Source organism: Mariniphaga sp., from assembly GCF_041687215.1.
Lineage (GTDB): Bacteria > Bacteroidota > Bacteroidia > Bacteroidales > Prolixibacteraceae > Mariniphaga.
Genome location: NZ_JAWLCI010000082.1, coordinates 1 through 20648, shown reverse-complemented (window position 1 = coordinate 20648; position 20648 = coordinate 1). Strand labels below are relative to the sequence as shown.

Annotated in this window: 15 protein-coding genes; 7 read left to right on the top strand and 8 right to left on the bottom strand. The window is 43.1% G+C overall.

The genetic code is table 11. The annotated features are described in order from the left end of the window. Positions 1–956 (bottom strand): glycoside hydrolase family 3 N-terminal domain-containing protein (locus ACESMA_RS19610; protein WP_372950567.1); only part of this gene is annotated, 956 nt, incomplete at its 3' end. A gap of 149 nt (positions 957–1105) precedes the next feature. On the opposite strand from ACESMA_RS19610, the gene ACESMA_RS19605 reads away from it, so the two are divergent. Continuing rightward, complete coding sequence (locus ACESMA_RS19605; protein WP_372950566.1) at positions 1106–1849, top strand: NUDIX hydrolase; 744 nt, start codon at positions 1106–1108, stop codon at positions 1847–1849. An 89-nt stretch (positions 1850–1938) separates the two neighbouring features. On the opposite strand, the gene ACESMA_RS19600 is transcribed toward ACESMA_RS19605, so the two are convergent. The 3 genes from ACESMA_RS19600 to ACESMA_RS19590 all read right to left on the bottom strand — a co-directional run bounded on the left by ACESMA_RS19600 (position 1939) and on the right by ACESMA_RS19590 (position 6981). Then, on the bottom strand, positions 1939–3576 hold the full coding sequence (locus tag ACESMA_RS19600) for a carboxylesterase/lipase family protein (RefSeq protein WP_372950568.1): 1638 nt from the start codon (positions 3574–3576) through the stop codon (positions 1939–1941). 44 nt (positions 3577–3620) lie between these two features. Beyond that, a complete protein-coding gene (locus ACESMA_RS19595) occupies positions 3621–4808 on the bottom strand; it encodes an esterase (RefSeq protein WP_372950565.1) in 1188 nt (395 codons plus the stop codon). A gap of 169 nt (positions 4809–4977) precedes the next feature. Beyond that, a complete protein-coding gene (locus ACESMA_RS19590) occupies positions 4978–6981 on the bottom strand; it encodes a DUF3078 domain-containing protein (protein ID WP_372950564.1) in 2004 nt (667 codons plus the stop codon). 180 nt (positions 6982–7161) lie between these two features. Between ACESMA_RS19590 and ACESMA_RS19585 the strand changes: the two genes are divergently transcribed. From ACESMA_RS19585 to ACESMA_RS19560, 6 genes are all read left to right on the top strand, one after another. Beyond that, positions 7162–7716, top strand: a complete 555-nt coding sequence (locus tag ACESMA_RS19585) for an HD domain-containing protein (protein WP_372950563.1) — start codon at positions 7162–7164, stop codon at positions 7714–7716. Positions 7717–7857: 141 nt separating this feature from the next. Continuing rightward, positions 7858–8451 (top strand): RNA polymerase sigma factor, encoded by a 594-nt coding sequence (locus tag ACESMA_RS19580; protein WP_372950562.1) that lies wholly within the window; start codon positions 7858–7860, stop codon positions 8449–8451. Between the two features lie 66 nt (positions 8452–8517). Then, positions 8518–9498, top strand: a complete 981-nt coding sequence (locus tag ACESMA_RS19575) for a FecR family protein (RefSeq protein ID WP_372950561.1) — start codon at positions 8518–8520, stop codon at positions 9496–9498. Between the two features lie 112 nt (positions 9499–9610). Then, positions 9611–13039: a TonB-dependent receptor gene (locus tag ACESMA_RS19570; protein WP_372950560.1), complete on the top strand. Its 3429-nt coding sequence runs from the start codon at positions 9611–9613 to the stop codon at positions 13037–13039. A gap of 27 nt (positions 13040–13066) precedes the next feature. Continuing rightward, on the top strand, positions 13067–14947 hold the full coding sequence (locus ACESMA_RS19565; RefSeq protein WP_372950559.1) for a RagB/SusD family nutrient uptake outer membrane protein: 1881 nt from the start codon (positions 13067–13069) through the stop codon (positions 14945–14947). Between the two features lie 107 nt (positions 14948–15054). After that, a complete protein-coding gene (locus ACESMA_RS19560; protein WP_372950558.1) occupies positions 15055–16257 on the top strand; it encodes an MFS transporter in 1203 nt (400 codons plus the stop codon). A 57-nt stretch (positions 16258–16314) separates the two neighbouring features. Here the strand turns inward: ACESMA_RS19560 and ACESMA_RS19555 are convergent, their stop codons facing one another. The 4 genes from ACESMA_RS19555 to ACESMA_RS19540 all read right to left on the bottom strand — a co-directional run bounded on the left by ACESMA_RS19555 (position 16315) and on the right by ACESMA_RS19540 (position 20402). Beyond that, a complete protein-coding gene (locus ACESMA_RS19555) occupies positions 16315–16698 on the bottom strand; it encodes a type II toxin-antitoxin system VapC family toxin (RefSeq protein ID WP_372950557.1) in 384 nt (127 codons plus the stop codon). Beyond that, entirely contained in the window at positions 16698–16907 is a 210-nt protein-coding gene (locus tag ACESMA_RS19550) for a DUF2281 domain-containing protein (RefSeq protein WP_372950556.1), read from the bottom strand. Before ACESMA_RS19550 ends, ACESMA_RS19555 begins: the two co-directional genes overlap by 1 nt. 245 nt (positions 16908–17152) lie before the next feature. Next, on the bottom strand, positions 17153–18928 hold the full coding sequence (locus ACESMA_RS19545) for a DUF6057 family protein (RefSeq protein WP_372950555.1): 1776 nt from the start codon (positions 18926–18928) through the stop codon (positions 17153–17155). A 7-nt stretch (positions 18929–18935) separates the two neighbouring features. Further along, entirely contained in the window at positions 18936–20402 is a 1467-nt protein-coding gene (locus ACESMA_RS19540) for a TolB family protein (protein ID WP_372950554.1), read from the bottom strand. Positions 20403–20648: the final 246 nt, after the last annotated feature.

The window sequence follows — 20648 nt, the reverse complement described above, 5'->3', positions numbered from 1 at the left end:
TCGCGGCCTCCCTCTTCGGGACCACCTCCCGGCCAGTGTTTCACCATAGCATTCACACTATGAAATCCCCATCCGCCCGAAATATGTGCATCGCCTTGCGAAGTCTGAAAGCCATCCACATACGCCCGTGCCATATCGACAGCCAAACCGGGGTCTTCGCCCATGGTTCCGTCGAAACGGCTCCAGCGGGGCTCGGTGGCCAAATCAATTTGCGGCGAGAGTGCTGTGGCAATCCCCAGCGCACGGTATTCCTGGGAAGCAATGTCACCAAACTGCTGCATCAGCTCCGGGTCGAAAGTAGCTGCCAGGCCAAGTGTTCCCGGCCAGCGCGAAATATCTCCCCCGGCTCCGGCATTGTATTCGGCATAAGAATCGCTGCCGTGACGCGGGTCGGAGCTTGTATTTCCGGGAATTCCCAGTCCCAAACCTTCTACCAGTGCCTGCATGTTGTTGTTCCATTGCGCTGCAACTCCCGGCGACTGCACCGTTGTAATCAAAGCATGCCTCAAATTATCTTCGGTCAGAAATTTTATTTGCTGGTCGGTCAGGTCGCCCGGCCGGGCACCGCTTTCTTCCAGCGGTTTGCCGTTGTAATTTCCGCCGCCAAATCCTCTGCGGCTGCCGGCGGGTATCGACTGGTGCCCGCTGTAAAGCATCAGTCCGGCAATTTGTTCCACGCTCATTTGCGAAGCCAAATCTTTAGCCCGTTCATCTGCCGCTTTCTGCCAGTCTTCATATACATCCAACGATCCATTTTTATTCAGATCTTTAAATGCAAACCCGTTTTTTTCAATGAGCGAAATTCCTGATTCCGGCGAATACCCCAAAGTTTGCCCGCCTTTATTATGAACAAGATTGTAACCATCCTTCACTTCTTCGCTCCATTTGGAGGTGCATCCTGCCAATAAAATCAAGATAAAAAGCAAAGGGGTGCCTGAAATAATTTTTAGTTTCATATCGTTGGATTTAATTTGTTTCAGACTTTATAATTCTTTTGAAAATGTATAAAATGTCATTTCGACACAATATTAATTTTTTACAATCAATTAATCAAACAAAAGCGAAGATTTTGTTTTCTTTGTAAAGAAAAACATACCGTATTACCATGTCAGATTTTAATTTTAGCAACTTTCTCGACCATATTTCTCTCGATTGTGTAATCTTTGGATTTCACGAAAACCAGTTGAAAGTATTGCTGATGCAGATGAAATATACCAAAGAATGGGCACTGCCGGGTGGTTTTATGAAAGAAGATGAAACGCTGGAAGCGGCTGCAGAACGTGTGCTGAAAGAGCGAACCAGCCTGGACAACATTTTCCTGAAACAGTTTCATGTTTTCAGCGACCCGCAGCGTTCGAAAGTAAATCCTGCACTGGAAGACCTGAAGGAATCGGGCGCCGAACCGAATATTGAATGGTTCTCCCAACGCTTTGTTTCATTGGGATTTTATGCACTGGTCGATTACGAAAAAGTGAACCCAACTCCCGATTTCTTTTCGGACCACTGCGAATGGAAAGCGCTGGAAGAAATCGAATCCCTGATGATGGACCACCGAAAAATTCTGGATAAAGCACTGGAAACCATTCGGTTGCAGTTGAGTTACCAGCCCATTGGGTACAATTTGCTGTCCGAAAAATTCACCATGCCCGAGCTGCAGAAACTGTATGAAACCATTTTGGGCAAAAAACTCGACCGCCGGAATTTTCAGCGAAAAATTCTTTCTTACAAAATTTTAAACAAACTGGACGAACGCAAAAAAGGCGGTGCATACAAAGCGCCGTACCTGTACGAGTTCAACCTGGAAAACTACAACAAAGCGCTGAAAGAGGGTTTTAGCGGGAGTTGGTAACTCCGTTTCTGATTTTACATAAACAGATAATAATTTAAAGTGCCGGTTTAAAATATCATGATATTCTAAACCGGCTGATGTATTTTTCACTATAAAAGTTTCCGTGCTTCCCGGTCCGGGTCGTTTTGCACTTCGCACTTGTCATTCAGAATCATGGTTTCTCCTTTTTCCGGAGTATAAACCGGCCACTTCGGCAATCCCTGCACATTCGGGTTTCCTGTGCGCATAAACGATAGCAAAGAATCCGACATTTTTTCGGAAAGAGCCCGCGGACGGGCGCCACCTCCGGTGTGTGTCAGCATTACGTCAGTATTGTAAAACCAGAAACAAATGTCGAGGCAGTGAAAAGCGCGCATCCGGTTGTTGAACAGCGGCGGCTCCCAGCCAAACCACGCCACGTAAACCGGTGCTTCCTGTCCCGATTTCAGGTCGGCCGTTTCCACCACACCCTTCCGGTTGCTGGAAACCAGCGTCATAATTTCAACAGGTTTGGCATCGGGGAAAACTTTGGCGTAGGCATCGTAAACCTCCGGTGCTTTATCGCCCAAACCGCCTCTGAAGCCGGCCCGTTCCTTCAGCATTTCTTTGGCTTCATCAGCCGTAATTTCTTCCAACTCGGGCATTGTGCGAGCCATTCCCCATTCGTGGAAGGTCGTACATATCAGCATAGGTACATCAACAGAAAGATCATCGTCGAAAAACTTTCCTTTGGGCAGATTCACCCCGTCGGCCACCGGAGAAAAGCCGCCACGCATACCTGCCTGCCCCATTTCCTGTGCAGCTTTCCGGGCAGCGGCATTGGCCACCTGGATGTACTCTTTCCAGGGCATTTCCTGCAATTTGTCCACTTCGCCGGCAGAAAGTCCGGCTTCTTTCAGAATGAATTCACCCAGTTTGCGGGAATACTCCTGTGGCTGTGCTTCGGTGGTTGAGCCGCTGAGCGGCACCATTTTATGGAACAATCCTTTGGCTTTTGGCATGGCGCCCAGCACACAAACCTTGGCGCCCCCGCCCGACTGCCCCATGATGGTGACATTTCCGGGGTCGCCGCCAAAGTTGGCAATATTCTCCTTTACCCATTCCAACGCGGCTACCATGTCGAGGGCACCCACATTCCCGGAATCGGCGTACTTTGAACCGCCAACGCCCGACAAGTCGGAAAACCCGATAGGCCCCAGCCGGTGATTGATGGAAACAAACACCACATCGCCTTTGCGGCTCAGGTTTTCACCCATGTAACCATCCTGTTCGATGCCGTTTCCGTTGGTATAACCGCCGCCGTGCAGCCAGACCATAACCGGACGTTTTTTGTTGTCAATGGCCGGTGTCCACACGTTCAGTTTCAGGCAGTCTTCGCTCACATCATCGTAGTTCCAGTGATCGACAAACGAAGCCCAGGCATTGCCGTAGCGGTTGTCCATCATTTGCGGAGCCGAGTTTCCCCACCACACTGCAGGACGAACATCATTCCACGGTTCAGGCGGTTGCGGCGGCATAAACCGGTTTTTCCCTCCGGTATCGGCGCCGTAAGGAATTCCGCGAAACTGAAAAATATCGCGAAGGATAAAACCCTGCACTTTTCCGTATTTTGTTTCGGCAATGGCAATATCATCGCCCACAAAAAGTACCTGGTCGTCATATTTTGCGGCAGGTTGTTTTACATTTCCTGCCTGCGATGCCAGCGGGAAGGCTGAAGCAAGGCCAAGGCCGGCAGCACCGGCTCCCATGGTTTGAAAAAAGTTTCTTCGGTTCGTTTTCATTTTTTTGGATTTTATTCAAATAACAATGGAGCAAATTCTGAAAGATAAACCCGCCAGTTGCGCCAGACGTGGCCTCCCCCGCTTTCGCGGTAAATGTATTTCATTCCCATGCTGTCGAGTTTTTGGCGGTACTGAACTCCCGAATCGTACAGAAAATCGGTTTTTCCCATACCAATCCAGTAGAGTTCGTAGCCGTTTTCCATTTGGGTTTTCAGCGTACCATCGATGTTTTCATACACTTCGTGCGAAACATCCTGGTTGGGCAGAATCGCAGCCGAAAATAATCCGACATAGTCGAACATATTGTGATAATACCGTGAAATGTGCAACGAATGAAATCCGCCCATCGACAAGCCGGCAATGGCGCGGCTGGCTTTTTCAGCTTTCACGCGATAATTGTTTTCCAGAAACTTGATGATGTCGGGGAAAGAAGCTTCGTAGGTGCCATCCATCGTTTTGGGCACCATAAACTGCGGTTTGTAGAAACCATCGGTTCCTTCGCCGGGCGCAGCATCCTGAATCACATTTCCGTTGGGCATCACCACAATCATGGGTTTGGCTTTTCTCTGCGCAATCAGATTGTCCATGATTTGAGCGGTGCGGCCGAGCGTAATCCAGGCTTCTTCGTCTCCACCAGCGCCGTGCAGCAGGTACAACACCGGATATTTTTCAGCACTGTTTTCATAACCGGGCGGAGTATAAATGGTCAGGCGGCGGTTTTTGCCAAGCGATGGAGAATCGTACCAGCGGCGGGCAACGGTACCGTGGGGAACATTGTTCACTTTATATAAATCTGCCTGTTCGCCGCCAATGATGAAAATGTTCATTACCGAAGCCACATCACGAACAATGAACGGGTTGTTGGGATCGGTGGTGCGAAACCCGTCGATGATAAACGAGTAACTGTACAACTCCGGCTCCAGCGGTTCGGTGGTAAAACTCCAGATACCGTTTTCGCTTTTTTGCATGGCAGCCGAGCCGGGTGTCCAGCCTTCGGAGGGCATCCATTCGCCGGCAAGTTTTACTTCTTCGGCATCGGGTGCATTCACTCTGAATGTCACAGAATTATCTTCGTGAATTTCAGGCGAAACTATCTGTTCACCTCCGAAAAGGGATTGCTGGGCATTGACAGAAAAAGAAAAAAAGGCAGCAATCATAAGTGTTAAAAACAGGTGATTCTTCAATTGGATTATTTTCATCGGATTTCGTTTAAAGTATTTTTGAAATTAATAGTGCGGGTAAATATAATACTTTTGTGTTAAAATGACACATTGTTAAATAATTAAATAAATCCGGGTGAACAAATACCAATAAAAATCCATTCAGCAGAAAATGCAGGAGATGGTAATCAACTCAAAAAAGCCAAGCCTAATTTTTCCTCCGGGTACGGGTTACCTGTTTGTTTATTTTATAGGAAAAACCAACAGTTATAAACTCCTTAATCTGAAGTTTGGGCTTTTCACCCATGGGTTGTCCGTTGGCATCTTCAACCGGAAAAAGAACTTTTTCATCGTAAATAAAGTGAACCATCATACGCATGTTAATATGGTCAGTTAACTGCATTATCAGCAGGTTTTCCCAGTTAAAATCGAGGTTTCCAAATGGCTGGAGGTAATTGATAAACATTTTGTACTTGGTTTCGTAGGTAATTTCCGGCGTAATGTTTTTCCGCCAGAAAATATCGGTATTTAAACCCGGTTCCCAATAACTGCGTCTGCCTTCGTCAATTCCATATTTGGTCTGATCTATTTTAATTGTATCCTTCACAAAAACATTTTTGGCAGTAAGTGGTGAAAGAAACAGCGAAAAATTGTTGTTGGGTTTGTAATCGAGCCCCAATTTAAAAAAGGTACGTGCCGGCCCCATAAATGCAGATATGGGTTCGGGATTGGAAGTCCTTGGATATTTGTACCCGTTAAAAAGCTGTGTTTCATAGTTAAATTCAGTACTGTAATACCATTTTTTAAAAGCGCTAACCCCCAAACGCGAGGTGACTTCAAATTTATCGTCATTTTTTTGAGTTTCAGCGCCTTCACCACCGGGTCTGATATATCCGTTACGAATTTCTCCCGAATTTTCCCATTTTACTTTGTCATCATATCGCGACCAGTTGGCATAACCTTTCAAAATAATTTGCAGCGCCAAAGCACTTTGGCCACCTTTTTTCCAGTTCTGGAGATAGGTTTGTGTGAATCCAACCGATCCGTCTCCGCCAATTCGCCATGGGGTGAGTACCTGGTATTTTTCCTGAACATTCGATAATCCTGAAACACTTCGGTTCAGGGTACTGAAATCAAATTCTTTACTTTCTCTTGGCCTGAACCGGCTAAACGTTACGCCATCATCAATCAACAGTTGCATTGTACGTTTATCAACGCTTTTTACCATCAACCTCAATGAATCGTTTTGTTCATTTTTCAACCATATTCTTGAATAATAGGGAATGGAATTCCTTAAAACCACCAATGATTCTTCATTAAGCAAGTTGGTCATTTTAACCTGTGTAGTATCCGTAAAATCGGCATATTCGGCCAGCTCTGCCACAACAAGTGCAATGGAATCATTTACAGCGGCAACAACAGAATCGTTATAAAATTTAAGCACCTGGTAATTATTAAAGTTTACCGAATCAACCAGGTGCTGCTTTTCCCGTTCAAACTCCTGTTCGTACCTCCGAAGGCGGTAATCCTCAACTATAGAATCCCGGTAGGCGTTCACAATGGAATCGTTGTATGCCAAACGTTTTTGTTCAATAACAATTTGTTTCATGCTGTCGAGCCGTAAAAACCGCCTGAAATCAGTTGGCGACTGCATTAAAGAATCGGGAATAACATCAGGTAGCTGCAAACTGTCGGGCAATTCATAAAATCCCTGTTCAAACAGTTGCATGCCCTGGTTCGGGGGAATTGCACCGGCCTTTTCTTCAATTCCCACAATCAGGCTTGCAGGTACAGAAAGTTCTTCTTCAAAATATTTTTTCCGGAGCCGGGCATCTGCAAACATCAGTTTTCGCTGAACCTCATCAGCCGGGAAATACCCAGGAACCTGAAGGCTGTCAGAAACATGCTCGGGCAGTCGAAACACAAAAGTAAATGTGCTGTCATTTAAAGATTTGTACAGCGAATTCAAAACCGAATCGAGAGGCTCCTTCTCAATAAAATAAATTAATTCGCGAACCTTTTCCCCTGTTTTCGGATGAGAAACATGCCAGGAACTGTCTTTTTCAAAATACCTTTCAAGCAACTGAACGCCAAGTTCAAGAGCACGGGTGTTTTCCTCTTCAGAATTTTCGCGTTGGGCATTTACCTCAAAAACGAAATTAAACAAAAGTGAAATGAGCAAAACAAAAAGTTTACTTTTTCCTGAAAACATAATTAATTGTATTTACAGCTTTTTTGTCAAAACGCAAAAATAGCATTTATGGTATTTTTAGGTGAATTTTTCAGATTGAAAGTCGAAAAAATTAGGATTGGAAAAGCGATAAATCTTTTCTAATCGATTTTTGAATGAAAATTCAAATCGTATATTTGTCAATACAAAAACCGGAATAAAATGATTAAACGTGAAGAAGCCCTAACCCTTTTGGAAGAAAATATACAGTCGGAAAATATGCGAAAGCACTGTTATGCCTCAGAGGCAGTGATGCGGGCTTTGGCAAGGCGATTAGGCAAAAACGAAGACGAATGGGGAATTGCCGGTCTTTTACACGACATTGACGTGGAAATTACCAACGCCGATCCCAAAACGCACGGTCCTTATGCCGAAAATCTGCTGAAAGGAACAGTAACCGACGAAATGCTCGATGCCATTGTAATGCACAACGAAATGGCTACCGGCAAAGAGCGCTCCACTGAATTTCAACATGCACTGGCCGCCGGCGAAACCATTACCGGCCTGATTACCGCCACGGCGCTGGTTTACCCCGACAAAAAAATTGCCCCGGTTAAAGCCAAATCCATCACCAAACGTATGAAACAAAAAGCCTTTGCGGCATCGGTAAAGCGCGAAAACATTTTGGAATGTGAGAAAATTGGCATTCCGTTAAACGAATTTGCAGAACTGTCGCTCAATGCTATGAAGGAGATTGATGAAGTGCTGGGATTGTAAAGCAGTATTTTTCTGAACTAATGATTTCTTTCAAAATTTCAGAAAAATAAATGTATAGAATACTTTTTTCAATTCTATTTTTTTCTAACTTTGATGTGAAATTAAACAAATTTAGCTGTAACTGGAACTAATCATTAAATTATGCCTTTCAGTAAACAAAGCATCCACCGCATTTCCCTGGGAGACGAAAGAAAATTCAGGTGTCTGATGGAATTCATTTCCGACGATTTGTTTCTTTTTGCCATGGGTTTTATCCGAAAAAAGGAAATTGCCGAAGAAATAGTCAGCGATGTATTTGTAAAAACCTGGGAAAATCGTTCAAATCTAACTGAAATTGAAAACCTGAAATCTTACTTATTTGTCAGCGTTAAAAATTCGTGCATTTCCCACATACGTAAAAACCGGAAAGAAAACCTGATTACACTTGATGGATTTGATGATTTTATGGTACCAGCGGTTGAATGCCCGGAAAGCCAGTACATCAACTCAGAAAAACTAAGTGCGATTTACCAGGCCATTGAGCAACTTCCACCCAAATGCAAACTAGCCTTTTCGCTGGCCAAGTTCAGCGGATTGAAATACAAGGAAATAGCTGAAATAATGGATGTTTCTGAAAAAACTGTGAACAACCACCTTGTTTTTGCTCTGAAAAAATTGTCAGAAACATTGGGAGTCAGAAAAAAAAGACGACAAAAACATTCTCCGTTGAAACAAGCCAGCTTATTTTCTTTTTAAGATTTTCTTACTTTTCAATTAGGTAGTTTTTTTCTTTCCTGCGTCATAATTCCAGAGACGATAATAATGACTGAAAAAGATAAACTTTTCGAACTGCTTGTCAAAGAACTGAATTCAGATTTAACTGAAGAAGAAAAAAATCTGATACGCAAAAGTTTGCAAAACGATGATTCGTTCAGCAAACAATACCATTCTTTAAAAGAATTCTGGAACCGGATTCATCCCCCTGATATTTCACATCGGATAATTGACAAAACAGAAAAAAAGCTGGGCTTCACATATCAAAACAAACCCGTAAAAAATAACCATTTCATTTATAAAATTGCAGTGGTCGTGCTTTTGTTAATTTCATTAGGACTGTCTGGAATTTTTTTCATGGGACAACAAAACACGCCCACCCTTCACGAATACCATTCCTATTCAAATGAAGTTAACCAGTTTGTTTTATCAGATGGTACAAAAGTTTGGCTGAACAGCGATTCCTATCTGCTAACAATGGAACCGTTTAACGGTGAATTCAGGTTAGCCAGGTTGTACGGTGAAGCCTATTTTGAAGTGGCCCACAACCCCAAACTTCCTTTCATTATTAAAACACCTTCGCTAAAAACAAAAGTACTGGGTACTGCTTTCAATTTATGTTCCTGGCCTAACAACAAAATTCAGGAAATTGAACTTTATGAGGGAAGAATTAAACTTGAGCCTGAACAAAATGACATAAATGCTGCATTTCTGGAACCAGGCCAACGGGCTCATTTTAATCCCGAAAACAAAAAAATGATTATTTCACAAACCGATGCTGATAACAGGGCTGCCTGGAGAAACGGAATACTAAACTTTTACAACGAAGAACTTTTTTACATCGTTTTGGAACTGGAAAGAAAATTTGATACACGGATATTAATTTCTGACAATGAAGCCGGGAAATTGAGATTCACGGCTGAATTCACCGACGAGCCGCTGGAAAAAATACTGCTGTTACTTAGCGAAGCCAAAACTTTTAACTATCATATTTCAAATCAGGGAGTTCTGATTCGTTCTGTAAAATAGAATTAAGACTTTAACCAATAATAACGGGAGGAAGAAAATCTTATAAACTTCTTCCTTTTTAAAAAAATGAGTGTTAATTAAATAATTGTTTAATGTGCTAAACCAGTAATGTATGGAACAAAACATGAAAGGGTTGCTGTCCCTTTTTCTGCGACAGCTAAAAAAAATCCGGCGTGCATCAATTGCTCTGCTGCTCTTGTTGGCGCTGGTAACCAATGCGCAGGCCAGCGCATATTCTGAAACGGTCACTTTCGACTTGAAAATGAAACAGGTTACCCTGAAAGAAGTTTTCAAAGCGATTGCCGACCAAAGTGAGTTTAAATTCATCTACAACAACAACGAGGTGAATGACAACCAAAAAGTTACCTTCAACAAGCAAGGTGCGCGTGTAGAAGAAATTCTGGATGAACTTCTTCCTAAGCACAACCTGGATTATAAAGTTATTGATCGCCAGGTAATTGTTTTTCCGAAGGAAGTAAACACTACTGCTTCCGCGTCTGTTGGCATGCAGCAGCAAAAAACCATTTCCGGGAAAGTAATTGATGAAGAAGGAATGCCGCTGCCGGGTGTTTCTGTTGTGGTGCAGGGAACAACCATTGGTGTTGTAACCGACATTGACGGAAATTACACACTGCAGGTACCCGCAGATGCCCGTGTTCTGGTATATTCTTTTGTGGGCATGAGGCGTCAACAGGTAAGCATTGGCAATCAAACAGCCATTAATATTACCCTTGAAGCCGAAACCATTGGTTTGGAAGAGGTCATTGCTGTAGGGTATGCCTCGCAGAAAAAAGCCAACATTGTAGGTTCGGTTACTTCGGTAAGCGGTGAAAAAATCGATGCTATTCCGGCAGCCGATGTTACCAATGCTATTTCAGGCCGCATGCCGGGTTCAGTTGTTATTCAGGGAAGTGGTGAACCCGGACAAAACGAGGCTACCATTCTGGTTCGTGGACGTACCACATTAGGAAACCGGAACGATAATCCTTCCATTACAGCTCCTCTGGTTGTGGTTGATGGTGTGCCTGGTCGTTCGCTGGGTGACATCGACCCGATTGACATTGAAAGTATTTCAGTGCTGAAAGATGCCTCGGCAGCCATTTACGGTTCAACTGCTGCCAACGGTGTTATTCTGGTTACTACAAAAACCGGTCAAACCGGAAAACCCACGCTGAGCTACCAATTCTTCCAGGGATTTATGCAACCCACCATCCTTCCCAAAGTAACCAATGCAGGCGACTATGCCACCATGCTCAGTGAGTTTCAGGATTACGAAAATAAACCCAGAACGTTCTCTGATGAAGATATCGCATTGTTTTACAGTGGAAGAGACCCCTGGGAACATCCCAACAGCGACTGGATGGGCGACCTGGTAGCCAACTGGACAACAACCAGTAAACACAATGTGAATTTGAATGGTGGCACCAGTGGAATGGTTTATTACGTTTCCTTCGGATACAAAAATGAAGAAGCCATTTACAAACAGGAATCGACCAACTACCGCCAATACAATCTGAGGGCAAAACTGGATTTAACCATTACCGACTGGTTAAAAACATCGGTGGATTATGCCGGTTTCCTCAACAACAAAATGTATCCCACAAAAAGTGCCGGAGCTATTTACGGACAAGCTACCCGTTTGGTACCCACTCAATGGTCGTTCTGGCCAACCGGTGAGCCGGGACCCGACATTGAATACGGCGACAACCCGGTAGTAACTTCTACGTTGGAAGGTGGATATGATGATCAGAAAGAGTACATTAACCAGTTAACTTTTAGTGGAACCATCACTCCGCCAATGGTGCCTGGATTATCACTAAACGCTTCGTTCTCTTACGACGCCACCAACTTTTACCGGAAAAGATTCCGCAAACCGTGGACCCTTTACTTCCCCATCTGGGATTCAGCCGTTCGCGATTCGGAAGGATTCATCACCAGCATGGACCTCACTCCCACCCTGCGTGGTTATTCTTCACCTGAACTGGCCGAAGATTACGACAGGGACATTAGAATGCTGACCAACTTCAATTTTAACTATGCAAAAGATTTTGGCGATCATTCCATAAATCTTTTTGGCGCTTTCGAACAAATCGACCAAAAAGGCAACTGGTTTGGAGCATTCCGGAAATATTATATCTCCGATGTGGTACAAACCATAGATGCCGGGTCCAATGCTGATAAGGATAACTGGGGAAGTATGGACATTTATGCCCGCAAATCGTGGATAGGCCGTTTCAACTACAGCTACCAGGGCAAATATTTGCTGGAAGCCATTTTCCGTCGCGATGGATCGCTGAAATTCCCGCCCGAAAGCCGTTGGGGTAACTTCCCCGGACTATTGCTCGGATGGAGGGCTTCAGAAGAAGATTTCTGGAAAGAAAACATTGGCTTTGTTGATTACTTTAAACTGAAAGCAACCTATGGGAAAATGGGTATGGACCCGGGAAATCCGTTCCAGTATATGAACAAATACGGATTGGGAACAGGTTTGACTTTGGGAACAGGAAAAGTTGTGGAAACAGTTGTTCAACAATCAACCGTAGCTAACCCATTCATTACATGGGAAAAACAAACCACTTACAATATTGGATTTGAATCGCAATTGCTCGACAATCTATTCTCCCTTAACTTCGACTATTTCTACAGCAAAAGGTCGGATATTCTTGCCACCAGAGATGCTTCTGTTCCGCGTTTCACCGGATTATCGCTTCCTGATGAAAACATTGCAGAGGTTGACAACCGCGGTTTGGAAGTTGAAGCCGGTTACCACAACCAAATCAGTAACGATTTCAGGATAGATGTTTCCGGAAATATTGCATACAACCACAACGAAGTTGTGTTTATGGATGAACCGGAACGTTCTGTTCCATGGCAGCAACGCACCGGCCACCCATACGGAGCTGCTCTGCTTTACAATGCCATTGGCATTTTTGAAGATGAAGCCCATGTAAACTCTTATCCAAACTGGCCGGGTGGCGCCAAACCGGGTGATGTTATTTTTGAAGATGTTAGCGGCGACGGACAAATTACGGCTGACGACCGCATTTTGCTCGACAAAACCGATGCTCCTGAAATCTTTTACGGAATTTCACTGGATGCTTCATGGAAAAACTGGACATTATCTGTGCTGGCGCAGGGACAGGGAACTTACTACCGGATGAATATTGCGGATGAACGCCGTGGAGAAGCCGGAAACTATTTCCAATGGAGTTTCGACAACCGCTGGACACCGGAAAACAGGCAAACCGATGTAGCGAGAGCCTATAACCGCAATGATGTCTATTGGGCATTCAATGTTAATAACAGCACCTACCATTACGATAACATGGCTTATGCCCGTTTGAAAAATGCTGTGCTTACCTATAACATTCCCAGCGAAGTGTTTGGTAATACCGGAATCTCAAGGGCCAGTATTTACTTTTCAGGAAACAACTTGTTTCTGATTTATGCTGCCCAGAAGAACTTTGACCCGGAAATCGGTGCGCCAATGACCTATCCGGCTATTCGTACACTGGCTATTGGAGCAAGGATTACGTTTTAATTTTTTGAAATCTGAAAAATGAAGAATATGAAAAAAATAATAGGATATTCATTAGTGATGCTGTCGCTCATTTTTGCGACAACATCGTGCGAAGATGTACTCGACCAGAAAGCCGTGGATGCGTTTAACGAAGAATCGGTATTCGAGGACATTAACTTAGCTAAAGCCTACCTGGGAAGATGTTACGATTTTATTGGCGTTGACAATAACATGTTGCTGGGATTGCGTGAAGACATACTTGCCGGAGCTACCGACGAAGTATTGTGTATTCACCGGCCCAGTGGTTATACCAATATTAAGGGAACCATGAGTCCCGATTATCTGGGGCACTTTGGAGACTGGCGCTTTAACTGGATTTCATGGTCGTTGTACAGCAACATTAAAAATGTGAACATCTTCCTGGCTAATGTTGACAATGTTCCCACAAAAACAAGCCAAGATGAAGCACTTATTCAAAGAATGAAAGGTGAAGCTTACTTCATCCGTGCGTTCGACTATGCCAACCTCATGCGTTCTTATGGCGGTGTTGTAATTGTAAAAGAACCCTTCCAACTGGACCAGGATTTTCTTTCCATTAACCGTTCAACTATTGATGAAACACTGGCATTTATTCTTGAGGATTGTGACCAGGCTATTTCCTTGTTGCCCGACAAAACCGGAATTGAACAGGGACGCGCCACAAAAGGCGCTGCTGCAGCATTAAAATCAAGGATTTTAAGCTGGAGTACCGGTATTTTAATGAATGGGGGCTACGAAGCAAACAATCCGCTGGTTTCATTCCAAAGCGGTTCCCGTACACAAAGGCTCGAAGCTGCCAAAGCTGCTGCCAAAGGTATTATTGACGGGAATTACGGACACTACGCCCTTACCGGTACCACTGAAGATCCGCCGGCAGAAATGACCGAAGAAATTATCATGGAATATGCCGATAATTTCTTTAATATTTTTACCCAAAAAGGTACGTGGGACGATGAAGCCATTTGGGGCGTACAACACCTGCAGGCTGTTGCCAACCGCACCACCCAAAACAGGTGGTGGGGACCGAACGGATACCACAACTGGGGAAATAACGGCCCGAATGAGCCAGTGGTAAGAAAATTTGAAATGGCCGACGGAACGTCGTTTGTTTGGGACAAATACAACCCCGGCGACCAAAGCGTGAGGGAATTTACAGCTGCCGAACTTGCTGAAGACCCGGAACGCAATCCGTATGTAGGACGCGAACCCCGGTTTTATGCCACCGTATTTTTCGATGGTGCCCAGTGGATGCAACGTCCAAGTGATGGCCAGGGAATTGACCCGGAAGGACGCATTCAAACCGGTTATTTTATGGCAGCTAACGGCGTTGACATAGATCAGCCGGGACTCGACACCCGTCAGAGTTTTATCGAATCGTGGAACGGGACCAAAAACGGGTATTACCTGAAAAAATACCAGGATCCGGCTACCGTGGGCCAGCACTTCAACAACGAAAACTCGTGGCTTGAATTCAGGTTTGCCGAAGTCTTGTTAGATTATGCTGAAGCCTGTATTGAATTGGGCGGTAATAATCTTCAGGAAGGACTGAATGCACTGAACATGGTGCGCAACCGTGCCGGGTTGCCCGACAGGGTTACCACCGACCAGGCCCAGGCGCGCGAATGGTACCGCAAAGAACGTCAGCTTGAATTGTTTGCTGAGGGCGACCGCTGGTACATGATGCGCAAATGGATGATTGCCGACGAGGTAATAGAAAATGTCTATCATATGAAAATTTATCATTACGCCGACGGCAGTAAAAAATGGTTCTACGACACCAGCCAAAGTGTTGACGACCGGACGTGGGAAGACAGGGCCTACTGGCTGCCCATTGCCAGAGATGAAATGAACAGGGCACCACAATTACAGCAGAACCCTGGATACAATTAGAATTAGGTTTTGTTAGAAGGATAAAGACCGGCTCAATTTGGGCCGGTCTTTTTCAAATAACACAATACATAAAGTATAAACAACAATAAGAACTAAAATTAAAGGTGATGCCAAAATTCAAACTTTCTGTAATGATGCTCCTTCAATACATGATGTACGCTGTTTGGTGGGTTCCGCTGGCAGCATACCTTACCAACCTGGAAGTAGGGAGCACTCAAAAAGCGCTTATCCTGAGTTCCATGGCCATTGGCTGTATGGCATCACCACTCGTTGGTATGCTGGCAGACCGGTTTTGGCCAGCCCAGAAAGTGCTGGCAGGGTTAAATTTTGTTCATGCACTCATGTTGCTCTGGGCAGCAACTACCAGTAATCCCGATGTGCTATTCATCTGCCTGCTTTTAGCCATGCTGGCCTACATGCCTTCGTGGAGTTTAACCTCTGCCATTGCCATGGTGCATCTGCCTTCAGAAGATTTTCCCAAAGTTAGGGTCTTTGGTTCTATTGGCTGGGTGACATCAGGTATATTTAGTTTAACCTTCATCAAATTGCTAAACATTGATTTTGATGGTACACACCTGCCATTTTATTGTGGTGCCGGAGTGAGCATGGTCGCTGTTTTACTGAACCTGACACTTCCCAATACACCTCCGTTGGCCAAAGGCCAAAAATCAACGCTTATAGATGCGTTTGGACTGGGTTCGGTACAATTGATGAAAGATCGCAATTTTGCCCTGTTCATTCTGTTTTCCTTCCTTTCCATGATTCCCTTTGCCATGTACTATTCCTATTTTTCGGAATTTTTGCTGAACATTAATACCCAATACATCTCCATTACCATTAACTGGGGTGTGCTGGCCGAAATGGGATTTTTGCTTTTAGTGCCGGTGGCTATAAAAAAGTTCGGATTGCGAAAAACCATGATTCTCGGTTTGGTTGCACTTTCCATTCGCTATTTTTCATTCTATGCCGGTGGCGCTATTGCTCAGCCATGGATGTATTACATCGGTATTTTAATTCACGGATTGATTTTCGGATTTTTCTATGTAGGCGGCCAGATTTACATCGATAAAAAAGCTCCCGCTCAATTAAAATCGCAAGCACAGGGATTTATTTTCCTGGTAACTTTTGGCGCAGGTTTACTGGTGGGTAACTTTTTGTGTGCCCGGCTCATTCATCATTACAAAACTGCTGCCGGCTACAACTGGGATGCGATATGGGGAATTACCACGCTGGTTTCGGTGGGTTTAATGGTGGGATTTGTGCTGCTTTTCAGGGAAGACGGAGATTTGCGAAAATCAGAAAGTAAATAGTAATTTATTTGTCAGAAAGGGAGATATTGACATGATGAAAAAAAATAAAATTAGTGATTACCATAAAATTTCCATATTGTAATCTTTAAACTGCTTATCTTTTGAGATAATCTTTAAATCAGATGCTATCGCCTGCGCAATGATCATTCTGTCAAAAGGATCACGATGAAAAAAATCCAGCTTTAATAATGTTTTGGTATCGCCTAAATCAATTGGTAATATTTCAAAATCATTGTTATCCAAAAAGTTTTCTATGGTTTTAAATCCTCCTTTGATTTCCAGTTTATCAATTGACAATTTTATTACAATCTCCCAAATACTTGCAATACTTACAAAACATCGATTAGATTTATTGTTAATTATTTTTACAATTTTTTCAGGTAACTGCTCATTTCCGTCAATGTACCATAGAAAAACATGTGTGTCTAAAAAAAGGTCCATTACATGTATTCTTTAAAGTCATCAACAGGATCATCAAAATCTGGCTTTAGTGTAATTTTCCCTTTTGCATAACCAAATACCCTGTCTTTCTTTTTTCCTGGTTTTTCTTTTTTCCTTTTTGTACTAAGGAAGTCTATAAAATCAACCACTTCTGATTTTAAATAATCAGGTAATGAAGATATTTTGGTATATAAACTTAAATCTGTCATTTTTTATGTTTTTGTTTTTCGAAGATAATAAATAATGTAACACCCTCATAAATATTTTCATATCGGGTAACTGTTTTTTTTCCAACTTGTTAAGCTCAGTTCCAGGTGTTTTACCTGAAAACAGAAATTTGCGAAAATCAGCTACATCTGCAGGAAAACAGAAAAAATTCACCAATTGATTTCTCTACACTTACGGGAAATAAAAAGAATTCTCCCAAAGAATCTTCATTCAGCCGGAAAAAAAATCAATTAAAAAACAGGTAGTACCAAAAGGTATCTGAAAATTGCGGGAAAAGCGCCCGCTGTGCGTTTTCGCGGCTGTTGCTGTTCTGTTGGAAAATCTGATAATACTGTCTGAATCGCTGTTCAGTTTCGGTAGTGGTTCGTAAATAATCCAAATTAGGAAACTCGCCCATATTCAAAAGCTTAAATCCTGTTGCTGCTTCGTCGATGTGTCGCGGCATACGATTATATCCTGCTTTTTCAAGAAGCGGTAGTTTTTCTGTAACGGCTTCTGCATCTTTCTGCAGCAACAACCACGCAAACTGATATTCAACAGCAAAAACATTTGTAGAATCCGCTTTCAGTAACGGTTCGAGGTTAGCTTCGGGTGCATCGGAAAGCACAAAAAAGTCCGTTTTCGGTTTGAGTTGTTTTTTCATGCCAAGTTCAGGGTGATTGTTTATCGTCTCATCATTATTCAGCATTTTTTCAAAATCCCTTGCCTCTTTCCGGTAAAAAAGTGACTGGTTAAGAATTTCTATGTATTTGGAAGCGACCTTGTAATTGCCGTTTATCAATTCGGTTTTTATCAGCATTTTTAAACCTTCAGGGGTGTAGCCGCGCATTACCATGTATTCGTATGCCCAGCGATGAGCTTCATTCACTAATCCAACCGTGTAGTAAAAATAACCGCCACGACGAAGCACTTCACCAATGGTTTCCCATTTCAGAAACAGCGTCTCTCCGTCAGGGCTTTGCGGAAACTCAAACAGCCGTTCGGTAAGTTGGCCCGTTTCTGCCAAAGCAATATTATTCAGAAAAAGGATAAGTTTGTTGGTTGTCGGAAATGTTTTATTGAAGGCAATTATTTCATCAAATTTCCTCTCATAAAAGAGCTTTTCAACATGAAAATAGTGGCTGTTTTTGCGATCGGTGCGTTGGGAAAGCGCTCCTGCCAAAATCAGAATGATCAAAATGGGCGAAAACTGAACCCAGCTTACTTTTAGGGTACTCCTGTTTTTCGAACGATTAAACTTTATTTTGAATAGTAAAGGAAACAAGCCAATCAATCCGGCCAATAAAACAAATTCTTTGGTTTGCATGCCAGCATTCAAACCGGAAAAAGGATATTGCAACAAGGTTTTGGTTGTTTCAAAAAACAAAAATTCTTTGGAAATGAAAAAGGAAAGAAATGCAACCAAAAGCAGCGTTCCCATATGAATCCAGCGTTTTCTTCCGGAACATGTAGCCAGGTAAAAAGAAAACATCATCAGAAACAGCCATGCAAAACCGCCGGTAAGGAAATACCAAACCGGAAACAACAAAACAGTAAACCACAATCTATTTTTCCTGAAAAAACGGAGGATTGCAAAAAACCACACCAGTTGCATTAAAATTCCAAGTGAGTTAACCGTTTGAAACTGATAGTGTGAATGCAACAATACCAACCCCGCCCCGACCAGAAAGGGTAAAAAATAAACCGGCTTCCCTAAAATTTCTTTTCCGGTTAATGCGGAGAGCCAGACCACAAGCAAAAGAATAAATGAAAGAATGGCAGCACCTAAAACTTCAAAACGGTAAAACGCGGTTAAAAACACTGCCAAATATTGAAGAAAACCCCCAGGTTGACTCAGGTGTTTCCGCAAGAATTCCTCTGAAACCAAAAAAAGTGAAAGTTTTTCCTGATAGAAAAAAATATAACCTGCAAACCATAAAAAGAAAACATATGTGACCAGAAAAAAAAGAAGGTAAGGCAAATAGGTTAAAATCCGGTTATGTTGAAAGTAAGTTCGCTGCATACAATTTCTATTGAATCGTCCATTTGGCCTGAACTGGCTCGCTTCTGGCCGTTTTCCTGAGTTTACCGGGTGAAAAGGAAACGGCAGAAGTTGAGAATTCCGGGATATTGAACGTTTTTACAAAACCCTCGTAAAACCGGGGATCTTTTTGCGGCAAAACAAACGGTTTGCCTGCTTCACCTGTGGCTGAAACATGCGCCATATATGGTCGTGCCGAAAGTCCGTCGCCCCGCTTGCTGCTGAATAAAAGCCACCTGCCGTTGGAAGACCACGAATGGTAACTTTCGGTAAATTCGCTGTTCACCGGCAGTTTGTCCACCTCAAAATCAGTAAGGTTTATGGAGTACAAATCGGCCTCTTTATGCCAGATGGGGAAACAGCCGTAATCGTGTAAAGTAAAAACCAGCGAATTTCCATCTGGCGAAATGCGTGGAAACGAAACACTTTGGCCCACATCAGAGGCTTTATAAACCGATTCAGTCCTGCCAAATTTTCTGGTTTCCGGATTAAACTCAACACGATATAAATCGTACTGAATATCGCGGTAATCATATTCTGTTCCGATTTGTTCAGCACGACAAAAATATAGCATTTGCCCATCGGGCGACCATTCCGGATATGTATCCATAAACTGGCCCCTGTTCTGAACTCCTATATCCATAATTTCATTCAGCTGCCGGTCGTATAACACCAGTTTCGAATTCAAATCCGATACTTCAATCTTTTTCGAAGCTGCTGAGTGAAACTGTTGCACCACTTTGTTCGATGAAAAAGCCACAAATCTGCCCGAAGGATGCCAGCGCGGATAGGTGGCGCCATTTTCGTTCCCTTTGGTTTTCAGGTTCACATTCACCAGGTTGTCGCCTTCCAAAAAATAGGTTCCGCCATACGAACCCCGCACGTGAAGCATAAAGTTTTCCGGGTTTTGATGGTTAAACGCATGGCAGTTTACACAATTCTGGTCGAGCACATTGTTTTCCACTAAAGTATGTTCTTTGAAATTTTCCAGGTTTCTTTGCATAATACTGATTTCGGTCCAGCTCTCGTAACCCGGGTGCAGCAGCCGGTAATACAGAAACTGATCTACCGGGTCGGCTACCACCATTTGAGAAAAAGATTCAAATTGCAGCCACTCCCCTTCCCTTTCTGCAAAAACGGTGTAATTCAGCCTTCCGTTCAGGTTTTGTTCTAATAGCTTTTTCCATTTTTTTCCCGGAAAACGAAAAGTACCATCTTTTGAAAAAATTGAAATTGCATTTCCATTTTGTCCGGTAATCTTAACTAAAAAGCGATCTCCCGGTTCTTCCACATAGAAATTAAGCGGGGCAATATTTGATGGGATGGTTATTTCGGAATAATCCGGCTGAATAACCGGCTTTCGCTTCACTTGCTGGTTGATTTTCCCCGGTTTGAATTGGCAGGAAAAAACCAGAAAAACAGCGGCAATTAAATATGTTAGTTGTTTTTTGGTCATAGCTTTTCAAGTGGCACAAAAATAGAAAAAATGAAGCGGATTATTCTAATTTTTCAATATTCCTGCTGCATTGAAATAAAAATCATGGAATTGTTGCCCGAGAGTATGAAAATGTTTATGCCGATGAATGCAATAAAAACGTTATTTAATTCACTTTCCAACTAAAAACCACCTTCAAACTTAATTTTATCAGAAAAAATGCAATTTTACTTTCAATTCATTTTGATTTTTAAATATAGTTTTTAC

What these genes read in the sequence shown, in the direction of transcription:
- ACESMA_RS19605 (WP_372950566.1), top strand. Translation starts at nt 1,106, where the DNA reads ATGTCAGATTTTAATTTTAGCAACTTTCTCGACCATATTTCTCTCGAT.
- ACESMA_RS19600 (WP_372950568.1), bottom strand. Translation starts at nt 3,576, where the DNA reads ATGGGAGCCGGTGCTGCCGGCCTTGGCCTTGCTTCAGCCTTCCCGCTG.
- ACESMA_RS19595 (WP_372950565.1), bottom strand. Translation starts at nt 4,808, where the DNA reads ATGAAAATAATCCAATTGAAGAATCACCTGTTTTTAACACTTATGATT.
- ACESMA_RS19590 (WP_372950564.1), bottom strand. Translation starts at nt 6,981, where the DNA reads ATGTTTTCAGGAAAAAGTAAACTTTTTGTTTTGCTCATTTCACTTTTG.
- ACESMA_RS19585 (WP_372950563.1), top strand. Translation starts at nt 7,162, where the DNA reads ATGATTAAACGTGAAGAAGCCCTAACCCTTTTGGAAGAAAATATACAG.
- ACESMA_RS19580 (WP_372950562.1), top strand. Translation starts at nt 7,858, where the DNA reads ATGCCTTTCAGTAAACAAAGCATCCACCGCATTTCCCTGGGAGACGAA.
- ACESMA_RS19575 (WP_372950561.1), top strand. Translation starts at nt 8,518, where the DNA reads ATGACTGAAAAAGATAAACTTTTCGAACTGCTTGTCAAAGAACTGAAT.
- ACESMA_RS19570 (WP_372950560.1), top strand. Translation starts at nt 9,611, where the DNA reads ATGGAACAAAACATGAAAGGGTTGCTGTCCCTTTTTCTGCGACAGCTA.
- ACESMA_RS19565 (WP_372950559.1), top strand. Translation starts at nt 13,067, where the DNA reads ATGAAAAAAATAATAGGATATTCATTAGTGATGCTGTCGCTCATTTTT.
- ACESMA_RS19560 (WP_372950558.1), top strand. Translation starts at nt 15,055, where the DNA reads ATGCCAAAATTCAAACTTTCTGTAATGATGCTCCTTCAATACATGATG.
- ACESMA_RS19555 (WP_372950557.1), bottom strand. Translation starts at nt 16,698, where the DNA reads ATGGACCTTTTTTTAGACACACATGTTTTTCTATGGTACATTGACGGA.
- ACESMA_RS19550 (WP_372950556.1), bottom strand. Translation starts at nt 16,907, where the DNA reads ATGACAGATTTAAGTTTATATACCAAAATATCTTCATTACCTGATTAT.
- ACESMA_RS19545 (WP_372950555.1), bottom strand. Translation starts at nt 18,928, where the DNA reads ATGCAGCGAACTTACTTTCAACATAACCGGATTTTAACCTATTTGCCT.
- ACESMA_RS19540 (WP_372950554.1), bottom strand. Translation starts at nt 20,402, where the DNA reads ATGACCAAAAAACAACTAACATATTTAATTGCCGCTGTTTTTCTGGTT.